Annotated in this window: 37 protein-coding genes; 3 read left to right on the top strand and 34 right to left on the bottom strand. The window is 69.0% G+C overall.

The window, feature by feature from the left end; all coding sequences use genetic code 11:
* Positions 1-50: 50 nt before the first annotated feature.
* Genes PATMI_RS0120895 through PATMI_RS36925 form a run of 20 tightly spaced genes read right to left on the bottom strand, consistent with a single transcriptional unit; the run spans position 51 to position 6667 of the window.
* Entirely contained in the window at positions 51-242 is a 192-nt protein-coding gene (locus tag PATMI_RS0120895; RefSeq protein WP_026912305.1) for a hypothetical protein, read from the bottom strand.
* Positions 239-649: an HNH endonuclease gene (locus PATMI_RS36155; protein WP_084270134.1), complete on the bottom strand. Its 411-nt coding sequence runs from the start codon at positions 647-649 to the stop codon at positions 239-241. The genes PATMI_RS0120895 and PATMI_RS36155 overlap by 4 nt, the downstream gene beginning before the upstream one ends.
* Positions 646-942, bottom strand: coding sequence for a hypothetical protein (locus tag PATMI_RS0120900; protein WP_026912306.1), 297 nt, complete (start codon positions 940-942; stop codon positions 646-648). Before PATMI_RS0120900 ends, PATMI_RS36155 begins: the two co-directional genes overlap by 4 nt.
* Positions 943-1167 (bottom strand): hypothetical protein, encoded by a 225-nt coding sequence (locus tag PATMI_RS0120905; RefSeq protein ID WP_026912307.1) that lies wholly within the window; start codon positions 1165-1167, stop codon positions 943-945.
* A complete protein-coding gene (locus PATMI_RS0120910; RefSeq protein WP_026912308.1) occupies positions 1164-1496 on the bottom strand; it encodes a hypothetical protein in 333 nt (110 codons plus the stop codon). Before PATMI_RS0120910 ends, PATMI_RS0120905 begins: the two co-directional genes overlap by 4 nt.
* Positions 1486-1764 carry a hypothetical protein gene (locus PATMI_RS0120915; RefSeq protein WP_026912309.1) on the bottom strand — a complete coding sequence of 93 codons (279 nt, stop codon included), beginning with the start codon at positions 1762-1764 and terminating at the stop codon, positions 1486-1488. The genes PATMI_RS0120910 and PATMI_RS0120915 overlap by 11 nt, the downstream gene beginning before the upstream one ends.
* Complete coding sequence (locus tag PATMI_RS35205; protein WP_026912310.1) at positions 1761-2639, bottom strand: hypothetical protein; 879 nt, start codon at positions 2637-2639, stop codon at positions 1761-1763. Before PATMI_RS35205 ends, PATMI_RS0120915 begins: the two co-directional genes overlap by 4 nt.
* Positions 2636-3007 carry a hypothetical protein gene (locus PATMI_RS0120925; protein WP_026912311.1) on the bottom strand — a complete coding sequence of 124 codons (372 nt, stop codon included), beginning with the start codon at positions 3005-3007 and terminating at the stop codon, positions 2636-2638. The genes PATMI_RS35205 and PATMI_RS0120925 overlap by 4 nt, the downstream gene beginning before the upstream one ends.
* The gene (locus PATMI_RS0120930; protein WP_026912312.1) at positions 3004-3276 is read right to left on the bottom strand and encodes a hypothetical protein; all 273 of its coding nucleotides are present in this window, start codon (positions 3274-3276) and stop codon (positions 3004-3006) included. Before PATMI_RS0120930 ends, PATMI_RS0120925 begins: the two co-directional genes overlap by 4 nt.
* Positions 3273-3551 carry a helix-turn-helix domain-containing protein gene (locus PATMI_RS0120935; RefSeq protein WP_026912313.1) on the bottom strand — a complete coding sequence of 93 codons (279 nt, stop codon included), beginning with the start codon at positions 3549-3551 and terminating at the stop codon, positions 3273-3275. Before PATMI_RS0120935 ends, PATMI_RS0120930 begins: the two co-directional genes overlap by 4 nt.
* Complete coding sequence (locus tag PATMI_RS0120940) at positions 3548-3838, bottom strand: hypothetical protein (RefSeq protein ID WP_157260890.1); 291 nt, start codon at positions 3836-3838, stop codon at positions 3548-3550. Before PATMI_RS0120940 ends, PATMI_RS0120935 begins: the two co-directional genes overlap by 4 nt.
* On the bottom strand, positions 3835-4026 hold the full coding sequence (locus tag PATMI_RS0120945) for a hypothetical protein (protein WP_026912315.1): 192 nt from the start codon (positions 4024-4026) through the stop codon (positions 3835-3837). The genes PATMI_RS0120940 and PATMI_RS0120945 overlap by 4 nt, the downstream gene beginning before the upstream one ends.
* Positions 4023-4778: an AAA family ATPase gene (locus PATMI_RS0120950; protein ID WP_026912316.1), complete on the bottom strand. Its 756-nt coding sequence runs from the start codon at positions 4776-4778 to the stop codon at positions 4023-4025. The genes PATMI_RS0120945 and PATMI_RS0120950 overlap by 4 nt, the downstream gene beginning before the upstream one ends.
* Positions 4775-4942 (bottom strand): hypothetical protein, encoded by a 168-nt coding sequence (locus PATMI_RS37680; protein WP_169738404.1) that lies wholly within the window; start codon positions 4940-4942, stop codon positions 4775-4777. Before PATMI_RS37680 ends, PATMI_RS0120950 begins: the two co-directional genes overlap by 4 nt.
* A complete protein-coding gene (locus PATMI_RS37685; RefSeq protein WP_026912317.1) occupies positions 4939-5253 on the bottom strand; it encodes a hypothetical protein in 315 nt (104 codons plus the stop codon). The genes PATMI_RS37680 and PATMI_RS37685 overlap by 4 nt, the downstream gene beginning before the upstream one ends.
* A 28-nt stretch (positions 5254-5281) precedes the next feature.
* On the bottom strand, positions 5282-5482 hold the full coding sequence (locus PATMI_RS0120965) for a hypothetical protein (RefSeq protein WP_026912318.1): 201 nt from the start codon (positions 5480-5482) through the stop codon (positions 5282-5284).
* 6 nt (positions 5483-5488) lie between these two features.
* On the bottom strand, positions 5489-5959 hold the full coding sequence (locus tag PATMI_RS0120970; RefSeq protein WP_026912319.1) for a single-stranded DNA-binding protein: 471 nt from the start codon (positions 5957-5959) through the stop codon (positions 5489-5491).
* Between the two features lie 2 nt (positions 5960-5961).
* Entirely contained in the window at positions 5962-6207 is a 246-nt protein-coding gene (locus PATMI_RS0120975) for a hypothetical protein (protein ID WP_026912320.1), read from the bottom strand.
* A complete protein-coding gene (locus PATMI_RS0120980; RefSeq protein WP_026912321.1) occupies positions 6204-6419 on the bottom strand; it encodes a helix-turn-helix domain-containing protein in 216 nt (71 codons plus the stop codon). The genes PATMI_RS0120975 and PATMI_RS0120980 overlap by 4 nt, the downstream gene beginning before the upstream one ends.
* Positions 6416-6667: a helix-turn-helix transcriptional regulator gene (locus PATMI_RS36925; RefSeq protein WP_157260891.1), complete on the bottom strand. Its 252-nt coding sequence runs from the start codon at positions 6665-6667 to the stop codon at positions 6416-6418. Before PATMI_RS36925 ends, PATMI_RS0120980 begins: the two co-directional genes overlap by 4 nt.
* A gap of 82 nt (positions 6668-6749) precedes the next feature.
* Between PATMI_RS36925 and PATMI_RS0120990 the strand changes: the two genes are divergently transcribed.
* Positions 6750-7106 carry a helix-turn-helix domain-containing protein gene (locus PATMI_RS0120990; RefSeq protein ID WP_157260892.1) on the top strand — a complete coding sequence of 119 codons (357 nt, stop codon included), beginning with the start codon at positions 6750-6752 and terminating at the stop codon, positions 7104-7106.
* Here PATMI_RS0120990 and PATMI_RS36930 read toward each other — a convergent pair.
* Complete coding sequence (locus PATMI_RS36930; protein ID WP_157260893.1) at positions 7042-7440, bottom strand: hypothetical protein; 399 nt, start codon at positions 7438-7440, stop codon at positions 7042-7044. The genes PATMI_RS0120990 and PATMI_RS36930 overlap by 65 nt on opposite strands.
* 367 nt (positions 7441-7807) lie before the next feature.
* On the opposite strand from PATMI_RS36930, the gene PATMI_RS0120995 reads away from it, so the two are divergent.
* Both PATMI_RS0120995 and PATMI_RS0121000 read left to right on the top strand, forming a co-directional pair.
* The gene (locus PATMI_RS0120995) at positions 7808-8179 is read left to right on the top strand and encodes a hypothetical protein (RefSeq protein ID WP_026912323.1); all 372 of its coding nucleotides are present in this window, start codon (positions 7808-7810) and stop codon (positions 8177-8179) included.
* Between the two features lie 2 nt (positions 8180-8181).
* Positions 8182-8685 (top strand): hypothetical protein, encoded by a 504-nt coding sequence (locus tag PATMI_RS0121000; protein ID WP_036726228.1) that lies wholly within the window; start codon positions 8182-8184, stop codon positions 8683-8685.
* Positions 8686-8700: 15 nt separating this feature from the next.
* On the opposite strand, the gene PATMI_RS38825 is transcribed toward PATMI_RS0121000, so the two are convergent.
* From PATMI_RS38825 to PATMI_RS0121065, 13 genes are all read right to left on the bottom strand, one after another.
* Positions 8701-9237, bottom strand: coding sequence for a RusA family crossover junction endodeoxyribonuclease (locus tag PATMI_RS38825; RefSeq protein ID WP_425415944.1), 537 nt, complete (start codon positions 9235-9237; stop codon positions 8701-8703).
* The gene (locus PATMI_RS32135; RefSeq protein WP_084270136.1) at positions 9180-9845 is read right to left on the bottom strand and encodes a lysozyme; all 666 of its coding nucleotides are present in this window, start codon (positions 9843-9845) and stop codon (positions 9180-9182) included. Before PATMI_RS32135 ends, PATMI_RS38825 begins: the two co-directional genes overlap by 58 nt.
* Positions 9842-10150 (bottom strand): hypothetical protein, encoded by a 309-nt coding sequence (locus PATMI_RS0121015; RefSeq protein WP_026912325.1) that lies wholly within the window; start codon positions 10148-10150, stop codon positions 9842-9844. Before PATMI_RS0121015 ends, PATMI_RS32135 begins: the two co-directional genes overlap by 4 nt.
* Before the next feature lie 8 nt (positions 10151-10158).
* Entirely contained in the window at positions 10159-10779 is a 621-nt protein-coding gene (locus PATMI_RS37690) for a M15 family metallopeptidase (protein ID WP_026912326.1), read from the bottom strand.
* Positions 10780-10894: 115 nt separating this feature from the next.
* Complete coding sequence (locus PATMI_RS38595; protein WP_051472112.1) at positions 10895-11566, bottom strand: collagen-like domain-containing protein; 672 nt, start codon at positions 11564-11566, stop codon at positions 10895-10897.
* Positions 11563-11811 (bottom strand): hypothetical protein, encoded by a 249-nt coding sequence (locus PATMI_RS0121030; protein ID WP_026912327.1) that lies wholly within the window; start codon positions 11809-11811, stop codon positions 11563-11565. Before PATMI_RS0121030 ends, PATMI_RS38595 begins: the two co-directional genes overlap by 4 nt.
* Position 11812: 1 nt before the next feature.
* The gene (locus PATMI_RS0121035; protein ID WP_026912328.1) at positions 11813-12169 is read right to left on the bottom strand and encodes a hypothetical protein; all 357 of its coding nucleotides are present in this window, start codon (positions 12167-12169) and stop codon (positions 11813-11815) included.
* Positions 12166-12420 carry a hypothetical protein gene (locus PATMI_RS0121040; RefSeq protein ID WP_026912329.1) on the bottom strand — a complete coding sequence of 85 codons (255 nt, stop codon included), beginning with the start codon at positions 12418-12420 and terminating at the stop codon, positions 12166-12168. The genes PATMI_RS0121035 and PATMI_RS0121040 overlap by 4 nt, the downstream gene beginning before the upstream one ends.
* Before the next feature lie 5 nt (positions 12421-12425).
* Entirely contained in the window at positions 12426-13229 is an 804-nt protein-coding gene (locus PATMI_RS0121045) for a hypothetical protein (protein WP_157260896.1), read from the bottom strand.
* Positions 13230-13237: 8 nt separating this feature from the next.
* Entirely contained in the window at positions 13238-13921 is a 684-nt protein-coding gene (locus PATMI_RS0121050; protein ID WP_026912331.1) for a hypothetical protein, read from the bottom strand.
* Positions 13918-15090, bottom strand: coding sequence for a hypothetical protein (locus PATMI_RS0121055; RefSeq protein WP_026912332.1), 1173 nt, complete (start codon positions 15088-15090; stop codon positions 13918-13920). Before PATMI_RS0121055 ends, PATMI_RS0121050 begins: the two co-directional genes overlap by 4 nt.
* Positions 15090-15416 (bottom strand): hypothetical protein, encoded by a 327-nt coding sequence (locus PATMI_RS0121060; protein WP_157260898.1) that lies wholly within the window; start codon positions 15414-15416, stop codon positions 15090-15092. The genes PATMI_RS0121055 and PATMI_RS0121060 overlap by 1 nt, the downstream gene beginning before the upstream one ends.
* Complete coding sequence (locus tag PATMI_RS0121065; RefSeq protein WP_026912334.1) at positions 15416-15688, bottom strand: hypothetical protein; 273 nt, start codon at positions 15686-15688, stop codon at positions 15416-15418. The genes PATMI_RS0121060 and PATMI_RS0121065 overlap by 1 nt, the downstream gene beginning before the upstream one ends.
* Positions 15689-15774: the final 86 nt, after the last annotated feature.

Consider the following 15774-nt stretch of genomic DNA (forward strand, 5'->3'; position numbering starts at 1 on the left):
CTCCTCGGGCTCGTACTTCTGACGTTGCTCGGTGGCCCTCGTTGTGGGGTTCAGCATCGGCGGCCCTTCGCTCGGCGGGCGGCACGGCGGCGCTCGTCCGCGCGAACGTCGGCGGCGTCGGCGACGAACGCCCCGCGGCCAGGCCAGCGCCCGGCGTGGAGGTCCCCGCCCAACGGACCGAGCGGCGCCCTGGCGATGAACCCGAGGGACTTCTTGATCGTGACCTTCGTCCGGCGCTTCATCCCTGCTCCTGACGCTGCTCGGTAGCCCTCGAAGCACGAGCAGCACGGGCAGCCAGCGACGCAGTGCGATCGCGTGCGGCGCGGTCGCACTCCGAGGCCAGTCGCATCCACTCCTTCCGTGGCACGCCGGGCTGCGCCTCGTCATCGGAGGGAGCCAGCCGGGACGCGCGACGCTTTCGCCAAGCGTCGTGCAGCACATCGGGCACCGGCAGCGTGCCACGGGCGTTGTTGCATCCCGCGTGAGCCAGGCGCATGTTGTTGACGGAGTAGGTGCCGCCCTTGCTAGAGGGTCGAGCATGGTCGATCGTCGCCCTCTCGGGACCGTGCCCGGCAAGCGGAACGCGTTGTCCGCACAGCCAGCAGATCCCGTGATCTCGCTTGTAGGTCGCCCGCAGGTTCGTGCTCATCGCTCCTGCTCCTGACCAGCGGCAGGCACGTCGAGCAGCGACGGCTGCGCGTGCTTGCCCTTCTCGGGGCCCCAGCCGATCGGGCTGTGCGGGCACTTGGCCGGCAGGAAGTTCCCCAGGGCCTTGGCCTCGTCGAGCGATCCCAGGCGGAGGATGTCGCCACCGTCGGCGACGAACTTGGCGACCTCGCGCTTCTGCTCGCGGCCCATCAGGTGCGGCATGCAGTCGACGAGCGTGATGCACCCGCACGGCTCGCGGCCGATCAGGACCGTCTCTCGCGTCTCGGTGCTCATCTACTTGCCCTCCTGGGCGGCCTCGGCGAGCGTGTAGCCGTAGAAGCGCAGGACGTCGGTCAGGTCCTCGAGGTCGATCCAGACGCGCTCGCCGGAGTCGTTGATCCGGATGTGCAGGCCGGCGCCCTGGTCCAGGTCGATGACCGCCGGCAGGGTCACGAGATCCGTGTCCTCGTCGGGGCTGCTGGTGTAGCCGATGGTGGTCTTGATGCCTTCGATGCTCATGGTGTGGTGCCCTCCTGGGCGTCGGTGGTGGCGGGGCCGTCGAGTGCTTGCCGGGCAATCTCGTCGGGGTACTGCTTCTGGCGGGGGTCGCCGAACGTGCGCTCGATCTCAACCAGCGCGCGGCGGTACCGGTCGCGCTCGGCCTCCACGGCCTTCCGCTCCTTCACGAGCTCGTGGCCCAGCTCGAGCGCTTGGTGCTGGACGCCGCCGAGGATGTCGGCGCGGACGTACTCGACCGGCTCGCCGTCGTGGCCGTACGGCCGAAGCTGGCCGGCGACCTTGACCGTGGCGCCGTGTGTTTCGTGCAGCCAGATGCGGTCAGTCGACATCGCTGGCCTCCTCTCGAACAGTCAAGGATTCGTTGACAGTTGTCCGGGATTCCCGAACAACTCCTGGCGACTGGATCTCGCGCTCGTCGTTCTTCCCGGCCCAGAACGCGCCGCGCGCGAACTCGATCAGGTCGTAGGCCTGGTCCTCGGCGTTCTCAGCAGCGAGCAGCCGTACGGCGTCAAGCGCTGCGGTGTGGCGCGCGTCGAAGCCGTTGCTCATCTGCCCGGCGATCGCCCCGAGCGCTTCGATGCGATCCGCGCGGCTCATCGGTCGCCGCCGTTCCGCCCGGGAGTAGAAGCCAGCGGCGAGGCGAGCTCTTCGGCCTTCGCCGCCATCTCGCGGTAGCGCTGCGCTTGCCGCTGAAGGTGATCGCGAAGCCGGTCGACCTCCTCGCTCCCGGCCAAGACCGCGCGCAGCGCCTTCCCGACCTCCGTGGCCTGGCCGTCGGGACCGTGACGGTGCCAGCCGTTGATCGACACCCCTGCGGCGGCCTCGAACGCCTTGATCTCGGCGTCGAGTCGCGCGGCGTGGTTCTCCGCGCGTTCGATCGCGGCAGCGGCCATCCGGTTCGCGATCTCGTGCGTCTCGGCGTGCATCGCCGCGAGCTCTTCGTTCGTGACGCCCGACGTCTTCGTGGCCGCGCGCAGGAGCGCGGCGAGGAACGAGCGGTCGAGGCCCGGCGGGAGCGGCTGGACCTCGCCCTTCGTCCCGACCCACGGGCGCAGACGGGGCGCTTCGACCTTCTGGACCAGGCGGGCGGTGTCGCCGCCCCCCTGTGCGACGAGGAGCCCCCACGTCGGCGGGAGCTCGCCGTCCTTCACGATCGCGGCGTCGCCGACGACGAGCCAGAACCGATCTGCGCGCTCGCAGAACCCGTCGGCCTTCTGCGGGTCCTTGAGCTCGCGGAGCCAGTCCGAGCGAGAGCACTTGATCTCGAAGGCGTCAATCGTCAGCCCGCGGGACTTCCACAGGTGCATCGCGTAGCCGTCGATCGTCCGGCGCGCGTCAAAGCCTGCGGCGTCGCGGACGTGCGGGATGAAGGCGTAGGCGTCGCCGTTGCCCGAGGTCTGCTCGTGGCGGCGGCGGAGCATGGCGATCATCTCGCCCTCGGTCCGCTTCACGATGGCCTTCGCGGGGCTCACGAGCGATCTCCCTTCGTCCCAGTTGTAGGGGCCGGCGGCCACTCGCAGTTCGGGCAGCCCCGGCACGGCGCGGACAGCTCCGCCTGCGGGTCACCAGACGACGACGGGTTCCACGTGATCTCCCCGGACCCGTCACACGCCGGGTCCTCCTTGTTGTCCATCAGCTTCTCCACGCAGGAGTCGCAGCGAGCCCACGAGCCGTCATCCGTGACCAGGCCGTACCGGCCTTCCTGGTGCGCGACGATCGCGTCATCGGCGGTGAGGTACGGCGGCGTCTCGTCGTGGAACACCGACTCGCCGCAGTCCGCGCACCGGAGGTCGTAGTGGGTGGGTTCGGGGAACCGTCCCGCCAGGATCGCGATGCTCATGCTGCCGCCTCGTTCCGGTCGTCGTCCTCGTCCCAGTGCTCAAGCGCATCGGCGGGCACCATGTCCCCGTCGACCTCGAACACCCACCCCGCGGGCTCCGCGGGCTCGTCCTTCCGAGCCGGCCATCCGCCAAACCACTCGACGGACTCGACGACGTGCGGCGGCCAGCGGCTGTCGACGACAACCTTGTCGCCCACCGCGAACGACGGATTCCCGCGCCGGCGGTCCTCTTCGATCTCTCGGGCCTCGGCCCGACTCATCGCGCTCATGCCGCCTTCCCTTCCACCAGGGCCAGCTGGCCCGTCTCTTCTTCGGTGACGACCGCCAGGCGCTTCACGTACGTCGCGGTCCCGTTGCTCTCGAAGCGGGTGTCGATCACGACGCCGGCCTTTCGGAGCTCGTAGATCCGAGCCGCGACCCGCTGGATCGGCAGGCCGCCGTCCAGCACGTTCGGTGCCGCGAACTCGGTCTCGTTGAAGTAGCCGCGCTCGTCCAGCACCTTCTCGATGCGGGAGACCTGCGTCGGCTTGTTGTTCCGGCTCATGCCGCGTCCCTTCGCGGCACCGGAGCGGGCCGGATCGGCAGCCGCGTCACCGGGTCCTGCAACAGCGCCAGCTGGTTCTCGTTCTCCTCGAGCCACGCCAGGCGATCCGCCTCGCGCTCCTCCGCCGACTTCCGCACGAACCGCTCGCCCGGAGTGCGGCCGGTGAGCTCGCGGTACGTGGAGACCTCCTCGCCGCATGCCTTCTCGGACTGCAGGCGCGCGTCGAGGTCCTCCTCCATCGCGCGGTAGTACGACGGGTCGGGGCCGTGCATCCCGTACTGGCTCACCGGAACACCTCGGCATCCGACAGGGCCGATGCCAGTGCCGCGGCGGCCTCCGCGAGCTTCGCGGCCTTGCGCTGCGCCGCGTCGCGGGACAGCGGGGTCGCGGACTCCATCAGCAGCCGGTGCAGGTCCTGCACGTCCTCACCGGTCTGCACGACCTGCGGCAGGACGAGATCCCTCACCGCGGTCATGCGGGCACCTCAAGCTGCAGCCCCGCGGGCTCCTGCACCCCGCCGGCCATCAGCGCCTTGCGGTACGTGTCGAGCCACTCGGACAGGTCGAGTTGGCGGGATGTGCCGAGCCCACCGGACCGGTCGCCACCGATGCGTCCGTTGTGCTCGACGAGGACACCCATGTACTGCGGGCCGTCGTCCGTCTCGTGGCGACCGCAGTACGCGATCACGTCCGCTTCACCGCAGACCTTCGCGGTCGATGCGCCGCCGATCATCGGCTCGACGATCCGGTCGCCGGTGTCGGAGTCGGACACCTTCTGATGCGCCAAGAACACGACGTTGACGGGCAGGTCGCGCATCCCGACGACGAACCCCTCGACGATCTTCGCGATGTCTCCCCACTGCTGGATCGAGGGCTGCTTGCCGCGGCCGATGTTCCGGCCGAGCTGATCGCGGACCTTGCCGATGGTGTCGATGACGACGGTCTTGACCTTCGGTGCCATCCCGTCACGGACGTGGAGGTACACCTGGTCGAGGATCGGCTTGATCTGGTCGTCCTTCTCGACGCGGACCTCGTGGATGTCGGAGCCGCGGGAGGCGGCAACCTTGCGGGCGTAGCCGAGTGCGCCACCGCCCTCGAGGTTGACCCAGAGGATCGGTCCGGGAGCGGTGGCGGCTGCGGCGGTCTTCCCGCTCTTCGGGGGTCCGTAGAGGAGGACGTTGAAGGTGTCGGGCGCGTTCGGCGCGTCGACGAAGTTGAGGGGGCTCATCGGTGGACCTCGCGGTGCGGGGTGGACTTGATGCGGACCGTCGTGCCGATGACCGGCCGCCGGTTGATGCGCCGCGCGGAGTGACGCTGGAATCGGTCGAGGCCGATGACGATCGCGAGATTCACGAGGAACCAGACGGCAATGAACAGCCAGACCCAGGTCATGCCGCTCGCCCCCGGTCCAGGGCGTCGGCGAGGACGATCCCGTCCTCGGTGCCGCGCAGCGACTCGACGACGTGGTCGCCGCGATCGCGGTCGCGCTCCTGACGGAGACGAATGGCGGCCTCGATGAAGAGGTCGAGCGCATCGTCGGGAACCACGATCGAGGCCTTCGCGTACTCCGCGTCCATGAAGACCACCGACTCGTGGTTCTCGGTGACGCGCATGAACTTGATCTGCGAGTGGCAGCCCGGGGCGACGTGAAGCGAGTTCGCGAACGTGCCTTCGGTCAGCTTCGGGGTATCGTTGGTGTGCACCAGAGTTCTCCTGTACAGAGGGGTTTGGTCAGGCGGCCCGTTCCAGCGGGCCGTCGTTCGTGATCGGGGTGTTCGCGGGCACGACCCTGGTCTTGCGGCCGGCGCCGGGAAGGCGCAGCGACAGCAGGACGTGCGGGATGCCGCGGAACGTGCCGCCGGGCAGCGGCGGGTGTTCCAGCACCCAGCCGCCCGGGAGGCGCGAAGAGGTCGTGAGGGCCGCGGCGGTCATCCGGGCCTAGAAGGGGATGCTGTCCGCGTCATGGCCGCCGGCCGGGACGGGCTGGCGCTGCTGCTGCGGCGCCGGGGGCTGGTCGAAGTCGCCGCCGCCCCACCCACCGGACTGCTGGGAGGTCTGGCCTCCCCCGCCCTGCTCGTCGCGGCCGCCGATGAACTGGACGTCCTGCGCGACGATCTCGATCGCCTCGCGCCGGTTGCCGTCCTTGTCCTGGTACTCGCGCCAGCGCAGGCGTCCGTCGACGGCGACCTGGCGGCCCTTGGTCAGGAACTTCGCCGTGGCGTCGGCGGAGTTGCCGAAGACCGTGACGTTGAAGAAGTTCGGGACGTCGTCGTATGCGCCGGTCTGCTGGTTCTTGCGGCGCTCGTTGACGGCGACCCGCATGGAGCAGACAGAGCCGCCGGACGGGAGGCCGCGGAGCTCGGGATCGCGGGTCAGGTTTCCGACGATCGTGACGCTGTTGATGGGCATGTTCAGGCTGCCTTCGTGATGGGGTGGATGTCGGCGCCGGTCGCGGCTGCCGTACGGATGGATGTGGCGATCTGGTCGAACCAGGCCGCGGTCTGCTCGGGGGTGCCGCCGGCGATGCGAACGGACCCTTCGCCGAGGTCGAACGCGACGATGGTTCGTCCGTTCGGGTTGTCGGGGAGCAGGTAGGACGCGCCGACGATCACGCCGGGGTTGACGCGCAGCGGTACCGAGCCGGCGTTGCGGGTCATGCCGTCTGCTCCGTGACTGCGGCGAACTGCGGGAGGTCTGTGACGTTGACCCCGAGGTACTCGGCGATCGGAAGCGCGTGCTTGGGGTGCACTCCCTTGCCTCCCTCGAAGCGGCGGAGGACGGCTTCGGGCACGTCGATCTCGTCTGCGAGGCCGCGGCGGCTCTTGCCCTCTTGGAGGTACTTGATTCGGATGTCGAGGTTGAGAGTCATGCGGCCTCCCGCTGACGTTCGAAGGGGAATAGGAGGAACACGTCGGGCACCTCGAGGGCGTTCGCGATCGCGATCTGCGAGTGAGGGGTGACGTAGTCGCCGCGTTCGGCAGCGAGAACGGTGTTGCCGCTGACGCCGGCTCGCTTGCCGAGCGCGTTAGGCGTCATGCCCATCCGCAGCCGGGCGACGATCAGGTCGCGGTTCTGGCGGTGTGTCGGTGCGCGCCTTTTGGCGCTTGTTCGCGTCATGGGGCGTACCTTAGCATCATTACGCGTCATAGCGCGAACTTGTTGTGTTTCGCCGCGAATCGGCGCGTAATGTGGCGAGTCGATGGAACTCGACCGCTACGAAACGGCCCGCCGGATGCGCGCCCTCAGGGGCTACTCGCTCATGAGCCAGGCCGAGTTCGCTGAAGCGCTCGGGATCACCAAAGACGCCGCCGAGCGCTACATGCGCACCAAGGGGCCCACCCGCGCCCCCGACCAGGTCCTTCGCAACGCAGCCCGACTCGCCGGCCTCCGCGAAGACTTCGCCCTGGGCGAGTTCGGTGCCTCCGGACAAGACGGCAAGCCGCTCACCAGAGAGGACGTACTCGACCTGATCGAGCTCGAGGTCGCCTCAGCTATGCGCCGTGGCGGGAGTGAGCCCGAACAAGGGCTTCCCGAAACAGGCGACCCGGCAAGCTAAGGAAACGAGGATCGTGCCTCTCGCAGATCCGGCCCACGTCGTTCCACCACGAACGCTCGGGATCGAACTCAGCTTCCGCCCAGCCGTCAAGCGCAACAAGAATCGGCCGATCGCCATTGCTCTTCAACGGCCGGCGAGCATCCTCCGGCGCAGCCTGCAGCTGCGGACGGCCGAAGCCGTAGCGGCGAGCGTTGTGCTCACGGATACGGCGCGCGGCACGCTCGTACCCCTGCGACTCTGCGTAGGCCGCGGTCGCCTCGCGCTGTTCCGGCGAGATCTCATCCGACCGGCCGCGCTTCTCGAGCACAAGGTCGAACGTGTCGATGGTCTGCATGGTGCGGCTCTGGGTCCGGGCCGCCCGGTTCTGGAGAGGGGACATGGTGTCTCCCAGTCGTCGCTCTCTGCCTCCCGAAGGAGCTCCCCACCACACGCTGTGGTGAGCCGGCCCGAGGAGCGATCCCCATGTGCCTTGCCGCCAAGGTCGCAGGGTCCGCGGACGGAACTGACACCGCTCCGTGAAGTCGCTGCAAAAGCCCAAGATGCCCGCCCAGGTCGCCGTCAACACACCCAGAGTCGTAGCGAGAACCGCTCCTCACGCGAAGTAGAAGCGGGCCGCAAACGCTGTCGCCCACTAGCGATCCGCCCTACATAAAGATTTCCCCGCTTCTACTTTCCAACAGCCACTCCGTCGAAAGCACCCCATGCCCATCCCCTCCCCGACCATCGCCGAAGGCGTCGACAGGCGCATCCGCGCCGCCGCCGCCCACGCCGGCCTCACCATCGATGAACTCTCCGCCGCCGCCACAGAGCTACATCCCGACGTCATCGGCCTGCGATCCGCGAACATCCGCGGCCTCGGAGCCGCACGGCCCGCCCGCGTTGAGCAGCTCGAGGCGATCGCGAACGTCACCGGCATGCCGCTCTGGTACCTCGTCGCCGGCACCGACGCGTTCGACCAGGCCCACGAACCCCACGCGATCGACACCATCCCGTCCGAAACGCTCGCCGAGGTCCAGGCCATGCGTGCCGAGCTTCGCGAGCTGTCCGACCGAATCGCCAAGAAGGATGCGTAACCGTGCGCCCCACCCCCACCGTCCCCACCGTGCTCGTCGTGCTTGCAACGACCGGGCTGTTCGCCTGCGGCTCGGACTCGAGCAGCGATCCCGAACCTCCCAGCACGAAGACGGCGAGCACGGCAGCCAGTGCTGCGGAGCGCGTCACGGGCACGAAGGACGAACGAGCAATCAAGCGGCTCGTGATCGCGTACAACGACGCCACCACCAAGCTGCCCGCCGGCAGCGCGATCTGTAACCGGCTGTCCGGACGGTTGCAGTCCGTGATCTTGGTCGAGGTCAAGAAGGTCCAGAGCGACGCCCAGTCGTGCGGGGAGGCCGTGTCGTACCTGCAGACGTCCGAGCCGGGGTACTTCTCGAAGCTGAAGCTCTCGGGCTTGGCGGTCGAGAAGGGCGAAGGGATCGCGTCCGGCACTGACAAGGCCGCGAAGACCGATGTTCGTGCTGAGCTGCTGTTCGTGAAGGAAGGTGGCCGGTGGCTGATCGACAGCCTCGGGATCGACTGAGCGGGCCGCCGGTCGCTAACTCCGTGTCTTCGTACGCCCCGGACCGGCCCGCTCGACATGAAGACCCGCGAGCTCGGCGGTGTTCGCCCCCACAGCTTTAAATCTCACCGCGAACCCTGGGGTCTCGTGCGCTTCGGCGTACCGCTTGGACACACTGAGTCGAACGATCTGTGAGTCATCGGGCAGCACCCCGCCCTTCACGGCGGCGTCAAGCACGGACTTCGCGAGGTTGTCGACATCACCCGCACGGGCCGGCGGCCACCGGGGAGCACTCCGGGCAAGACCTCCGTTCCTCAACAGGTGGGACGGCTTGCGCGGAAGCACGACCGCCAGGTCAACGACCGTCTCGACGGCCGGAAGAGCGGGTACCTTCACGGCGAGGGTTCGCGCGAGCTCGGCGGCCTGGGAGGTGTACCAGCGTGGCATGAACGTGCCGTTCCGCGTGACGCGCGGCCGCGGCGACGGCCGCAGAACACACGGAACCCACACGTCGCTCACGACGAGCGGGCCAGCAGAGATCGGTACCGCTCGCGGCGCCACGCCTTCGCCCACCCATCGCGCTTCGCGGCGTGCCAGATCCGCTTTCGCTGAGCCCGCATGTACCGACGCAGCACCTTCCGGCGCTCGAGGTCACGGTCCTCGCGCCGCAGCTGGTCGTACTCCCTGATCCACCGCTTCTCGTCCGAGGCGTACCCGGCGAGCGCATCCTTCGGCCTGGCTGCCGACAGGAACAGCGCACGTTCGGCCTTACGCCGACGCGTCAGCCCCGCGAGAACCGACCCGCCCGCCTTGTTCCACAGCAGGAACCCGTCGGCCGCCGCGTGCATCCGGCCGGCCCGGAGCGCCCGCCCGACCGTCGACGACGCGACGATCGCGCCGGGCCCGCAGTTGTAGACCAGCGACACGAGCGCGTCGAACTGGTGCTGCGTCAGCTTCACCCCAGCGTTGACAAGGACGTTGACGTACGGGGCGTACTTGCGGTCCAGGTCCCGCGCGAGAAGCGCCTTCCCCTCCGCGAGTGTCAGATGCGGCGACGAAGGACCGACTCCCTCGATGTGGCCGTACCCGATCGTCCACACACCGACGGCGTCACGGTACGGGCGGCTGCTGAACCCCTCGAACTCCTTGATGAGTTCGACACCGGCGTCACTGATCTTCATGACGCGTCCTCGGGCGGGGCGTCGGGCGTGAGCCGCGAGTCGGGGCCCTGACCATCGGGTGCCTGCTGCATCTCGAGGTCGTCGGAGAGCTCGTCGTCGGGGTGGGCGTCCGGGGCAACCTGCGGGTCGGCGATGGTGACCGCCCCGGCCGGGGCGACATAGCCGGCGCCGAGCGTGCCGAGGCCGCCGACGATGGCGGTCAGTCCGATGGCCTTGTCGACGGCGAGCGCGACGATGATGCCGAGGATCACGAGGGCGACGGCGGGGATGAGCTTTGGCGAGAGGCCGATGGTGGTGGTGTTCACGGGGGCTCCTAGGTGCGGGCGGTGAGGCTGCGGTAGCGGGTTGTGCGGGCGGCCTTGGACCAGCCGTCCTTCTGGGCGGCTCGCCAGATCGACTTGCGGCGAGCCGTCATGCGACGCACCAGCGCGGCGCGGGTCTTCGCGCTGGGGTGCTTGTCGAACGCTCTGATCCAACGGCGTTCGTCAGCGGGGTACGCGGCGAGGGGGTCGAGCGCCTTGCCGATCGCTGTGTAAGTGCCGGGGCGCCACTTGAGATGCCACCACTCGGTCGGAGCGTCGCTCCACTTCTTCGCGAACCCGTACTTCGCGCCGATGTGATCAACGATCTGGCGCATCTGCGGGGTTGCGAGGTCGACCGCCAGGCCGAGCCCGTGGTTCGACGTTCCGGGGCGGGCAGCGAGGTTGCCGCGGCCAGAGCGGTACAGGGCCCAGAAGTACTCCTGGTCCTTCAGCGGCCGGTACGCGGTTCGTGCGGAGCTCGTGCGAAGCGTCACGCCGTAGCGGCGTTCGGACTCGGCGTTCATCGCAAGGAACGCCCGTGCGGCGTCGCGGCGGAGGGAGCACCGCTCGCCGTTCGTGGCGTGCGTGATCTCGCCGAGCTCCGACGACTTGAGTTGGCCGTTGGCGCTCATCGGTGGGCCTTTCGAGTGCGAAGGTGATGAACCGCTAGTCCGGTGCCGCAGAGAGCGAACCCAGCAAGGGCGAACGCACGGGTCGGCAGGACGATCAGGACGTGACCGAGAGCGCTCATGGCTGCCCCGGAGTCGTCGAGCTCGAATCGGCGGGGACCGTGACGGTCTCCACGACAGTGGTCGTGACGGTGTCCCCAGACGGGCCCTGCGGCCCGGCGGGGCCTGCAGGACCAGCCGGACCCTGCGGCCCGGTATCGCCCTTGTCGCCCGTGTCGCCCTTCGCGCCGCGATCGCCCTTCGCACCGGTCCTGCCGTCGTCGCCGGGGAGCCCGTTCGCTCCGGCCGCGCCAGCGGCGCCCGTGGTCCCGTCCTTCCCGGCCGCTCCGCTCGCGCCAGTGCGGCCCATCGCGCCGAGATAGCCCTGCGGACCGAGAAAGCCCCGCGGACCTCTCGGTCCGGCGGGGCCCTGGGCGCCAACCGGACCAATCGACCCATCGACACCGTTCGCGCCGCGTACACCGGGCAGGCCTTGCTTGCCCTGCAAGTAGCGAAGCTGATCTGTCGCGGACTTTTCTGCCTTCTTGGCCGTCGTCGAGACAGCGGCGATCTTCTGCCGGTTCGCCTCCCGCCGGCCGCTGGCCTGCGAAAACTGAAGCGTGAACGACCCGCCAATGGCGAGTGCCATGACCGCCACGACGGCCCACAGCGCACGGATGCGGCCGCGAAGCTTCACGATCTCCGCGACGGCGACCGGTGCCTGCGGATCAGGCTCGGCGTGACGGCTCACGGGTCAATCCCGTTCTCGCGCAGCTTCCGGCGCAGCGCGTCGATCTCGGCCTCGGCAGCGGCGAGTCGCTGACGGAGGTCCTTCTCGCGCAGTTCAGCGGAGTCCGCGCGCTCGACGGCCTTGTCGGTGTTCATGTTCGCTGTCTCCACGGCTTCGCGGGCGTCTTTTCGATTGAGCTGGTACGCGCCGAAAAGGAGCCCCAGGAAGACCGCGAAGAACCCCGGGCCGAGCCACTGCTCGAGCACTTCAGCCAGCCCATGGGAGGAGTGACGGGTAGGGGTACGCCTGCTGGCACTCGAGGCGCGGCGGAAGGCGCGCAGCGAGCTCGATCGTGCGGTCGTCGGCGCGGCGGGCGATCCGGAGGTACCGGTCCGCAGTCCGAGTGTTCCCATCGGCGCGGCGTGCGACGGAGGCGTCGCCAGCAAAGCTGCTCACGTCGGTGTTCAGCGCGGCGAGGCCTCGGCGGTCGAGCTGAGAACGCTCGCAGCCGCGAACGGCGTCGTTTCGGAGCTTCACGCGACCGCCGTACGACTGAGCCACGATCGCGCACGCCAGCACAACGCCTGCGAGGACCAGGAGCCACAAGGAGCGCTTGCGGATCATGCTGCCTCAAGCCATCCGTACGGGATCGGGAGCGGCCCGATCTGGTCCTTGCCGTCCGGGAACGAGACCGTCAGAACGCAGCTGTCGCCCTGCTTTTTCGCGCGAACGGTTATGTCGTCGTTGTCGGTCCAGTTGACCTCGAGCAGCGTTGCGCCGGCGGTCTCGAGGCCGGTGAGGCGGGTGTGCGCTGTGGCGAACGCGGCGAGCATCCACGTCTGTGTGCGGGCGGGGTTCGGTGCGGAGTCGGTCATGAGGTTCAGCCGGTGACCGTGAGCGGTCGGACGTTGGCGACGAGGCCGTAGGCCTGCCAGCCGGGGTTGGACGTGCCGTTCGTGGTGACTGCGAGACCGACTCGCGCATTTGCGGAGGGCGTCGCGACGCGGCCGCCGAGCGCACCGCCGGATGCAGCGTTCGAGCCGGACGGTCGGGTCAGGACGACGTTCTCCGGCGCGTACCGCGAAACGGTTCCGGTGCTTCCGTCGTCGCGAGCTGCCGCATGGAAGCGGATGTCGGTGACTGCGCCGCCGTACGCGACGGACTGAACCCACCCGTCGACGTCGTAGGTGCCCGCGAACGGGACGATCACGGACGCTGCGGTGATCCGAACGTCGCCGTTCTGGCCGGGCTGGGTGCCGGTGTCGGCGGTCAGCGACGTTCGCCACGCCGCGCCCTCCGTGAGGACCCATTGGCTGTTCTGGCGTTCGAACTCCCACCGCACCCATGGCTGGTTCGAGATGTCGGGCCGGAACGCGAAGCGCTGCCCCTCGAACAACGCCGTCGGGACGGATGTCAGAACCGGGGTCTGCGCCGCGACCAGAACCCACGTGGAGCCGTCGCAGTAGAACCACGCCTTGCCGTCCGTGGCGTAGTAGAGGTAGCCCTTGTGGTCCGCGTTCGCGGGCAGCGACGAGCCGCCGAGATCGGCATAGGCGCCCTGGTCGAAGAACGTTGCTCCGACCCCGAGGACCTGCGCGAGGTCCTTCTGCTGGTCCATGCCGGCGGGGATGTCGCCGCCGGCGTAGTACGGGAGGCCTCCGCGGCTGGTCGTTGCTCGAGTCATGGGTTACCTCAGCCGGCGACGGCGTCGTTCCAGGTCGGGTAGGCGGTGACCGTGGCGTTCCACGACGACCGCTCGTCGACGAGGTCGTCCCACGTCTGGTCGTCGGCGATCACGATGTGCGCGATCAGCCGTACCGGCTTCGCGGCGAGGACGTCCCTGACGATCAGGTCGTTGTGCCCCGGTAGGACATCCGACGCACGGATGCGCACCTGGAAGTGGTACGGCGCGTCGACGGACGCCCCGAGCGCGGGGTCGTACCGCTCGCGCAGGGTCACCGCACCTCCGGGGGCCATGTGCCGGCGCGCTGCGGCGATGATCGTGTCGGGATGCCCACGCCGCCACCGCGGGCGGCTCGCGATCTCTTGCCGCCACGCCGACTCGATCGCCGCGGTCGGGCGCTCGAACGGCTGCAGCCGCGGGAGGAGCCGCACCCCGTACGCCTGGCCGCACCACCGCAGTGCCCACCACGGGCAGCGAGCGGGGTCCAGGAGCGCTTCGTATCCGACGCGTGCGACCTCGTCGACCCACCCGGCGACGGATGTGATTGCGTCGACGAGAGCGGCGAGCGCGAACCCGTTGTCGGCGTCCGGGTACGTCCACGGCCCGAGGCGGCGGTACACGAGCTCGGCCATCGTGGTCATCTCCCACGGCGGCAGCACGATCTCTCGCGGGCGCGTCACCGAGGTGCTCATGGCACGCGCTCCACGACCGTCACGGTCATCGTGCCGGCGCGCGTCAGAGGCGCGAGGCCGCTGAGCGTGAGGTCAGCCGCGGTGCCCTGGATCTTTGGGGTGCCGGTCACGACGTACGCGATCGCTTCGCAGCTTCGGGCGACCGCGACAGCCTCAGTGAGGCGGACGTGCTTGGACGGCACCCACCATTCCGCTTCGACGTCTTCCGGCGGCTGCGCCCACGACAACGGCGACAGCCACTGCTGCAGCGCCGCGACGACCTGTGCCTGAGCGACCCCGAGGTACGCGGGGTATGCCGCAACGGTCATCTCGACGTTGACGGTCGTGTACGTGTAGTCCGCGATGAACAGCCCAAAGTTCGTTTCGCGACGTGACGCGATGTCCGCGGCGATCGTGGTCTTCGCACCCGACGAGAGAGGCTCGCCGGCGAGGTCGCGAACGAACGCGGTCATCGCGTTTGCGGTCTCGACTCCGGGGTGGGCGGGGTCGAGAAGATCGACGATGGAGACGCCCCCGACCGCGGGGTTCGACTGGATGCGTCCTGCGAAGTCGCCGGGCACGATGACCTGCGACGAGTTCAGTTCCATCTCGGTCGTCGTCTTGTTCAGGAACGCGTCGTCGTCCTCGCCATCGGTGCCGTCGACGGTCGGTCCCTCGAGCGTCATGCTGTTCAGCCACACGTACGCCTGGTCGGGGTCGACCGGGCCGGTCAGGCCGTTGCTGTCGGTGCCCTCGTCGGTGGCGCGGACCGGGATGCCGGTCACAGTGACCGTTGCGCCCGGTGTGGAAGCGGCCGCGAACACGGCGTCCTGCTCGGTGACGAACTGGTAGCGCGACTGGTCCGCGGCGACCGCTGTGAGCTGCGCGCCGGCGGGCAGAAGGTAGGGCTGTAGCCCGTCGCTGACGGCGGTCGCGGTACCTGTTGCTGGCTGCGCGGCTTCTTGAACCAGCCCGGACCGTACGCCGATCTCGTTCACGATCGTGTCGAGGACGTCCGACAGGATCTCGATGCCGGTCGCGTACTCCTCCGCGGTTGCGGTCAGGAGCGCTCCTTCGAGCGTGTCGTCTGCCGCCTCGGCGCTCGGCACGATCTCCGCGAGCCGGGCCCGCATCGACGTGACGATCCCTTGCGGGTCAGCCTCCAGCTCGGTGAAGATGCGCTCGCCCATCAACTGGCCTCTCCGGCAAGGCCGACAGCGATGTCGAGACCTTCGAGGCCCTGATCGGTCTGCGGCACGCGATTGACCGTCACGGCGGCACGTGGCTCTTGCGACTCGATGAGCTGCTGCAGCTCACCCGGCGACGGGCGGGTGCTGCGTAGTTCGAACGACGGCAGGCCGAGGTTCGGGAAGTCCGGGAGTTCGCCGAGCTCGAGCTGGCAGATGCGGCTGACGGACTGCGTGACCGCTTCGAGGGAGTCCGCTTCGACGACCGAGTACGTGCCGTCGCTGATTGAGACAGGCCATGCGAGGGTGGGTGTGTCGACGGTCGCCATCAGGCGGACGGGGTCCACTTCATGAGCCAGAGGTCGCCGGTGTTGTCGACGATCACCAGTCCGGTGTCGCCGTCCATCGGAAGATCGGGGCCGCGGAGCTCCCAGTTCGTGCAGGTCCAGCGGTTCTCAGGCGACAGGGCGGGGATGACCAGCTTCAGCGGGTCGTTCTCGCTGGCGGGGTTCGATCGGATCGTGGCTCGGTACCCGCCGTTCCTCAGGCCGGTGCTGCGCGTTTGGCGGTGCGCTCGGACCTGTTCGTCGGCTAGGGCCACTCCGTGAGCGTACTAGCGTTCTCGGATGGTATTTCGTCGCATGACGATGTCGACGGATAGGCGACGGCTCCCGGCGTCGACGGGAC

The sequence above is a fragment of the Patulibacter minatonensis DSM 18081 genome (assembly GCF_000519325.1).
GTDB classification, from domain to species: Bacteria; Actinomycetota; Thermoleophilia; order Solirubrobacterales; family Solirubrobacteraceae; genus Patulibacter; species Patulibacter minatonensis.